We start from the raw sequence: 7,020 nt of genomic DNA on the forward strand, positions 1-7,020 counted from the left end.
CCGCCGGTCAGCTTTGGATGGCCACCAAGGATTTGACCCAGCCAGCGAACCGCTCGAACCAGATCGTCGACGTCGGGAAGTATCGCCGCATCTGCGAAATGCCAAGCAGGTCAATCTCGTCTACTTTGTCTTGCGCCTCTTCTCGGGTGTGAGTGCGAATGTGGCCGCGGTTCCAACGCAGCGAAACCTGCACCCGCGCTTCGTAAGGCAGCCACTGCAGGCCGGGAAACAGCCAGTGCGGTTCGACCGGGAAGTAGCGGTACGGGGTCTGCACCCAGTGCCGGTCGGCGAGGGACTGCACATTGTCGGCGAGTCGCTGGCGGCGCGCATGGCCGCCGACATGTTCGAGAAGCGAATTAGAGAAAACCAGGTCAAAGCGCTGCGCCGCAACAGATTTCGGTAGCTCGCAGGCGTCAGCGTGTACCGCGACGATGTCGGGGCTCCACGACTGCTGCGGCAGAAGATTGACCGTGGTGACCGACTTCGGCAGCACCGGCGCCATCCGCCACGACTCCGGCGTTCCGCCCAAGTCCAGCACTCGCATCTCCGGGAACGACGGGAAGGTCTCGATGAGGTGGTGCCACCTCCGAATTCGGGCACGCCCGGACAGCGACCGTGACGAGTTGACGTCCGTCGCGACGTCGCGCAACCAGTCCGACATCAGTGGACGCGGGATCGCTCGGCGCGGGGGCACGTCGGCAGATACCGTGCCAGCAGCTGCTTTTCGTGTCGCGGGCTCAGCCCGGCCAGCCGGATGTCGCCGCCGTAGTGGTAGAGCACTCGCGGATCCATCACGCGACGCCACAACGGCGGCAGAAGGGCCAACAGCAACATGGTGCCGTAACCACCCGGGAATTGCGGAGCCTCGTCGGTGTGGCGCAGCGCCTGATACCGGCGCATCGGATGGGCATGGTGATCGGAATGCCGCTGCAGATGGAACAGGCACACGTTGGCGATCACTGTGTTGCTGTTCCAGCTGTGCGAGGCACGGACCCGTTCATACCGCCCGTTGGGCAGCTTCTGGCGTTGCAGCCCATAGTGTTCCATGTAGTTGACGGTCTCGAGCAGACAGAAACTGATCACCGCCTGTCCGATCAGCCAGGGCAGAACGACAACGCCGAACCAGACCGTCAGCACAGCGAACAACGCAACGCTGGCCAGCCAGGCGCTGAGCACATCGTTCTTGAGGGTCCACCGCGACCGGCCCGCTCGCGCCCAGCGCTGGCTTTCCAGCCGCCAGGCCGACCGCACGCCGCCGACCACCGATCGAGGAATGAAGAAGTACAGCGTCTCGCCCATCCGCGAGCTCGCCGGGTCGTCGGCCGTCGCGACTCGCACGTGATGCCCGCGGTTGTGCTCGACGAAGAAATGTCCGTAGAAGCTCTGTACGAGCGCCAACTTGGAGAGCCGCTTCTCGGCCTGGGGTCGCTTGTGGCCCAACTCATGTGCGACGTTGATAGCGACACCGCCGATGATGCCGACCGTGGCCATCAGGCCCAGCTTGTCGACGATCGTCATGTGCAGCCAGCCACCGCCGGCCCACAACCAGCAGGCGAAAAGCAACGACAGGTACTGACTGGGCAGGTAAAGGTAAGTGGCCCAACGGTAGAAGCGGTCGTCTTCCAGTTGCGCGACGACGCTGTCGGGCGGATTGTCCGCGTCGGGACCGACCAAGTGGTCGAGGACGGGGATGATCCCGAATGTCACGATCGGGGCCAACCACCAAAACACGCCCAGCCCGCTGACCTGGACGGCAAGCCAGGAAGCGGCGACGAACCCCGGCACTACCGACCCCAGTAGCCACAAGCACTTCTTTGCGTCGCGCCAGGCGCGGTTGGACTGGCGACCGTCCGTGATGCCGGATGCCCGATCTCCCACGGCGCCGTCGGTGGGCATGGCGCCGGCTGGTGTCATTCGATTCCGATAGCCCATTCCTGGAAGTTATCACGACTTGATTACACTAAATCAGCTTAATTCGATACTATCTGACTGATTATTGGTTAAATCGAGGAGGTTGAGTTGGTCGCTGACCGAGCCAGTGAGCGTCCAGCCGACCACCGCTGACACCGAATCGGAGCAGGTGGGGCGCATGATGGTTCTCTCCCGACGCCGTTTCCTGGGTTTGGGCGCCATGGCCGCGGCGGCGGCCGCCGGCGCCGGAACCGCCGAGTTCCAGCTGAGTCGACATCGGCCCGCCGCGCGGCCGCACTATGACGCCATCGTGGTGGGCAGCGGCTACGGCGGCGGGGTGTCGGCCCTGCGGCTCGGCCAGGCCGGTATCCAGACCCTGATCCTGGAAAAGGGCAGGCTGTGGGACACCCGTGACGAGGACGGCAAACGGTTCTCGAAGATGCTGCCCCCGGACACCCGTGCGGGCTGGTTCACGCGTCATCCACCGAGCCTGGTCCCGTCGTTCCGGGGGGTGTCGATCAACTCGGTGGCCGAGCACATGCCGTCCCCCCAGCCCGTGCAGGCCGGAATCTGCGACAAGGTGGTGCACGGCTCGCACTACGTCTTTCGCGGCATAGCCGTGGGCGGCGGGTCGATGGTCAACGCGGCCATTGCCGCCATCCCCACCGCGGCTCAAGTTCGGGAGGCCTTTCCCGACATCGACCCTGCCGAGTTCCTCGGACGGTATATGCAGCGAGCCAGGGACACGTTGCTGATCAACTATCGCGACATGAGGTGGTTCGAGCAGACCCCGTGTTTCCAGTACGCCCGGGTCGGCCGGCAGTATGCGGCGGCGGCCGGATATTCGGTGGACTACAACGGCAGCGCCTTTTCTTTCCCCTACATCAGATACGAGGAAGCGGGCAAGGTCGAACGTTCAGCGCTGGCCTTCGAGCAGCAGTATGGCAACAACAACGGCCGGTTCGGCAGCGTCGACCAGACTTATATCGGTGACGCGCTGGCCACCGGCAAGGTGAGCCTCAAGCCTCTCACCGAGGTGACCGATGTGCGCCGCGAGCCCGACGGCGAGTACGTGGTGTCGACCCGTGAGATCGACCGCTGGGGCAACGAGGTAGGGCGCGCGGAATACGGTTGCGACCAGCTGCACCTCAACGCTGGCGTGCTGGGTACCACCAAGATCTTGCTGAAAGCCCGCGACACCGGGACGTTGCCCAACCTGAGCGAGGAGATCGGCGGCGGATATGGCAACAACGGCGACATCATGGTTGCTCACTCGCTGAACCAGAGCGATCCGGCAGGCACCGAGCAATCCCTGATGGGAATGATCAACCTCGACGGACGAGACGATCCCGATAATCCGGTCTACGCCAGCATGTTCTCCATTCCGTTGCCGGTGGAGACTTTCACGCTGGGCTACTACGTGATGGTCAAGACCGGTGACCGCGCCGAGATCACATACGACCGGCGTACGGACTCGATCAGCATCGACTGGCCCCAAGGTTATACCGAGAACTTGACTTCGAAGGCGAGGGCGGTTTTCGACAAGGTGGTGCTGGCGAACGGCGTCGACTACCGCGATGACATCTTCGAGGGAAACGTCTTCGCCGCCAACACCGTTCACCCGATGGGCGGGTGTGTGCGCGGCAGGGCCACGGACAGTTACGGGCGGGTCAAGGGATACGACAAGCTCTACGTCAACGATGCGTCGCTACTTCCGGGCTACCTCGGTTGTAATCCCTTCATGTCCATCACCGCACTCGCCGAACGCAATATCGAGGGAATCCTGCAAGGCCGTAAGTGAGGGGTAGTGTCACTCGGCGGACGGCGTCGACCCATTGCGCCGCAGCGCTTCCCGGGCCAGGAACTCGCGGAAATAGGGCAGCGATGCGTCGGCCACGACAGCAGGTAGCAGCAGCTCCCACATTCGGCGCAGCTGGCCGATGAGGTCGCCGTCCGTCTTTGCCCGCAGCAGCAGGCGCGTGCCCAACATGGCGCCGACGATCGACTCGCTGACGGCGTCCGGATCGAGTCCTTCTTTCAGGTCGCCTTCCGCGCTCGCCCGTCCGGCCTGAGTGGCCATGGCCTCCAACCAGTTTGCGTAGACCCGGGAGGCCGATTCGTTGAATTCACCGAGGGCGAATGCCAATTGCTCGGCGACGCGGGCAACCTTGTTCGATGCCAGGACCTCCGCGGCCGCGAACATGCCGTGGATCATGTTCTCCAGCCCTGGAGAGGACGGTTCGCACATGGTGCGGAAAGTGTCGAGCACGACGCCGGCGCCTTCGTCGATGATGGCGGACGCCAGCGAATCCATCGACTCGAAGTGGTGGTAGAGAGCACCTTTGGTCATCCCGGCGCGCTCGATGATCGCGGCCCGCGCAGCGCTCGCGTAGCCGACTTCGCCGAACACGTCGATCGCCGCGTCGAGGATCTTTCGCCGGGTGACTTCCGATCGAACCTGGCGCGCCATCGCCTGTACCTCCGGAGCTCCGTGCAGCTACTGAAAATCCGGACCTTCGGCGTCTCACATTCCGGCCGGCGCGGGCAAGCCTAACAGCTGCTTGTCGCGGCGCGGATGGCCAACGCCGTGCGTCGCCTGACGAATTGGCTGAAGTAGTCGAGCCTGTCCGGTTTGCCGATGCCGCGCAGCAACAGCGCCCAGGTCTTCTCCACTTCGAGGAAAAACTGCTCCGCGTCGTCGAGATTGCTGGTGTGCCGCATACCCAAGTAGAGCGACACGACCAGGCGTCCAACGTCGTGCGGATCGCACTGCTCGGTCACGTCGCCTTCGTCGATGGCCCGCTGCACGACGCCGGCGACCGCCTCGATCCAGTCTGCCAACAGCCTGGCCTGGGTCTTCTCGGCCCGGCCCACGGTCTCGAGCAGGTTCAGCCCCGCGCGCGCCACATCCTGGCTGACGTCCTGAACTGCAATCAGGTAAGTGAATTCGACCAGGGTTTCCAATCCGGAAAGTTTCCGCGCGAGCAGGTCCCGGATGACCGTGGTGCCTGCGGTGGCTTGCTCCTCGATGATCGCCAATGCCAGCGCGTGCTTCGAGCGAAAATGGAAATACATTGCGCCCTTGGTCAATTCGGCGTCCGCCAGGATGTCATCCAGCCCGACGTCGTGGTAGGGCCGTTGGGCGAATTGGTGTGCGGCCGCCTTCAGGATCTGCTGTCGCGTCGAGTCCGCTCGGCTGTCGGTCGGCTGGTTCATGCCGGCACACCCGAACGTTCCGGCGTGGCGACATCCACGGCGACCCTCGGCTTCATGGGTGGCATCTCCCTTGGACACAGCACAGGGCCAGCGCTGAGCAGTCGCTGGTCGACTGCCGCTTACAGCTTAAGCGCTCGCACAGCCGCGCCCGAGATACCAAAGGTAAGTGGCTTGGGTTTGCAACATCCAAAAAGTATGTAATATGACTCCTGCACATGTAGTCGGTCTGTCGGGCCCTGGCCGGCCTCGCCCCGAGGAGAAGCACATGTCATTCGTGACTACCCACCCGGACGCGTTGACATCCGCGGCAGCCAACCTGCACGGCACCGGCGTTGCGATGAGTACTCAGAACGCCGCGGCGGCCGGCCCGACCACCAGCGTGGTCCCCGCGGCCGCCGACGAGGTGTCGGCGCTGACGGCGACCCAATTCAGCGCACACGCGCAGATGTATCAGGCGATCAGCAGCCAGGCCGAGGCGATTCACGAGATGTTCGTGAACACCCTGGGCACCAGCGCCTGGTCGTATGCGGCCACCGAGGCCGCCAACGCGGTGACAGCCGGCTAGCGATGGTCGCGGTGCTCGATTTCGGCGCGTTGCCGCCGGAGGTCAACTCCGGCCGGATGTATGCCGGTCCGGGATCGGAGTCGATGTTGGCGGCCGCGACGGCCTGGGACGGGCTGGCCGCCGAATTACATTCCGTCGCAGCCACTTACAACTCGGTGATCTCGGCTTTGACCAGCGGGCCATGGCGGGGCCCGTCATCGGCGTCCACCGCGGCGGCCTCCACCCCGTATGTCACCTGGATGACCGCGATGGCCGCACAGGCCGAACAAGCGGGCGCACAGGCCCGGGACGCGGCCGAGGCGTATCACTCCGCGTTCGCCATGACGGTGCCGCCGGCGGCGGTCGCGGCCAACCGCGCGCAGCTGGCGACGCTGACCGCGACGAACTTCTTCGGCATCAACTCCCCGGCGATCGCCGCCAACGAAGCGCAATACGCCGAGATGTGGGCTCAGGACGCGTTGGCGATGTACGGCTATGCCGCAAACTCCGCCGTCGCCACCCAGTTGACGCCGTTCACGTCACCACCGCAGACCACCAACACGGCCGGGCTGGCCAGCCAGGGCGCCGCGGTCGCCCACGCCACCGGCGCCGCGGCGACACAGCAGACAGCGCTGTCTCCGCTGATCTCGGCGATTCCGAACACGCTGCAACAACTGGCGTCGCCGGCCTCCACCACCTCGTCGTCCAGCGGCATCACCACGCCCTGGGGCTCGATAGTGGGCGGTTCTAGCTCATCGGGACTCTCCGGGGTGATAAACGACTGGCCCAGTTTGCTTCCCGGCTATCTGATGGTGTCCGCGACCCCGCTCTACGCGCTCTCCAGCGTGCTGGGGATGGCGCAGACCCTGCAGGGGTTGACGACCGCCGGCGCCTGGGAGGCAGCCGAAGGAGCAGCCGGTGCACTGGAATCCGGCATCGGCAACGCTGGCGTGCTGGCCGGCGTGGGCCAGGCGGCCTCGCTGGGGCCGTTGTCGGTGCCGCAGAGCTGGGCCGCCTCGGTGCAGACGGGCACGTTGACGTCCGCCGGTGCGGCGATGCCGGGCACGGGCGCGAACCCACTCACCGGCACGCCGCCCAGCCTGTTGGGCGGCCTGCCGCGTGGAGCGGCGAGCGGTCCGGGCAGCAGTCCCGGACCCCGCTACGGGTCGGTGCCCACCGTGATGGCACGCCCACCCTCCGCCGGATACGGGGGCGTCGTGTGAGGCGCCTACGTCAGTCAATGTCGCACCAGCAAAGGAGTTTTCGATGACCGCCCGGTTTATGACCGACCCGCACGCGATGCGCGACATGGCGGGCCGTTTCGACGTGCACGCCCAAACCGTCGAAGA

General features: G+C 65.1%; 7 protein-coding genes and 1 pseudogene. 4 read left to right on the plus strand and 4 right to left on the minus strand.

The annotated features are described in order from the left end of the window. Nucleotides 1-7: 7 nt before the first annotated feature. Both AWC14_RS15510 and AWC14_RS15515 read right to left on the minus strand, forming a co-directional pair. Nucleotides 8-661 (minus strand): class I SAM-dependent methyltransferase, encoded by a 654-nt coding sequence (locus AWC14_RS15510; protein WP_045375153.1) that lies wholly within the window; start codon nucleotides 659-661, stop codon nucleotides 8-10. Next, nucleotides 661-1,914: an alkane 1-monooxygenase gene (locus tag AWC14_RS15515; protein WP_428838973.1), complete on the minus strand. Its 1,254-nt coding sequence runs from the start codon at nucleotides 1,912-1,914 to the stop codon at nucleotides 661-663. The genes AWC14_RS15510 and AWC14_RS15515 overlap by 1 nt, the downstream gene beginning before the upstream one ends. Nucleotides 1,915-2,089: 175 nt before the next feature. On the opposite strand from AWC14_RS15515, the gene AWC14_RS15520 reads away from it, so the two are divergent. Next, nucleotides 2,090-3,712: a GMC oxidoreductase gene (locus AWC14_RS15520; protein ID WP_052425504.1), complete on the plus strand. Its 1,623-nt coding sequence runs from the start codon at nucleotides 2,090-2,092 to the stop codon at nucleotides 3,710-3,712. Nucleotides 3,713-3,721: 9 nt separating this feature from the next. Here the strand turns inward: AWC14_RS15520 and AWC14_RS15525 are convergent, their stop codons facing one another. Together AWC14_RS15525 and AWC14_RS15530 are read right to left on the minus strand one after the other, a co-directional pair. Beyond that, the gene (locus tag AWC14_RS15525) at nucleotides 3,722-4,381 is read right to left on the minus strand and encodes a TetR/AcrR family transcriptional regulator (RefSeq protein WP_045375157.1); all 660 of its coding nucleotides are present in this window, start codon (nucleotides 4,379-4,381) and stop codon (nucleotides 3,722-3,724) included. Between the two features lie 80 nt (nucleotides 4,382-4,461). Then, complete coding sequence (locus tag AWC14_RS15530) at nucleotides 4,462-5,127, minus strand: TetR/AcrR family transcriptional regulator (RefSeq protein ID WP_045375159.1); 666 nt, start codon at nucleotides 5,125-5,127, stop codon at nucleotides 4,462-4,464. 265 nt (nucleotides 5,128-5,392) lie between these two features. Here AWC14_RS15530 and AWC14_RS15535 point away from each other — a divergent pair, with 265 nt between their 5' ends. The 3 genes and pseudogenes from AWC14_RS15535 to AWC14_RS29220 all read left to right on the plus strand — a co-directional run. Beyond that, nucleotides 5,393-5,692, plus strand: coding sequence for a PE family protein (locus AWC14_RS15535; RefSeq protein WP_045375162.1), 300 nt, complete (start codon nucleotides 5,393-5,395; stop codon nucleotides 5,690-5,692). 2 nt (nucleotides 5,693-5,694) lie between these two features. Then, complete coding sequence (locus tag AWC14_RS15540; RefSeq protein ID WP_142281714.1) at nucleotides 5,695-6,894, plus strand: PPE family protein; 1,200 nt, start codon at nucleotides 5,695-5,697, stop codon at nucleotides 6,892-6,894. Between the two features lie 43 nt (nucleotides 6,895-6,937). Further along, nucleotides 6,938-7,020 (plus strand): annotated as a pseudogene (locus AWC14_RS29220) (WXG100 family type VII secretion target); the annotation flags it as partial.

The sequence above is a fragment of the Mycobacterium kyorinense genome (assembly GCF_002101735.1).
GTDB classification, from domain to species: domain Bacteria; phylum Actinomycetota; class Actinomycetes; order Mycobacteriales; family Mycobacteriaceae; genus Mycobacterium; species Mycobacterium kyorinense.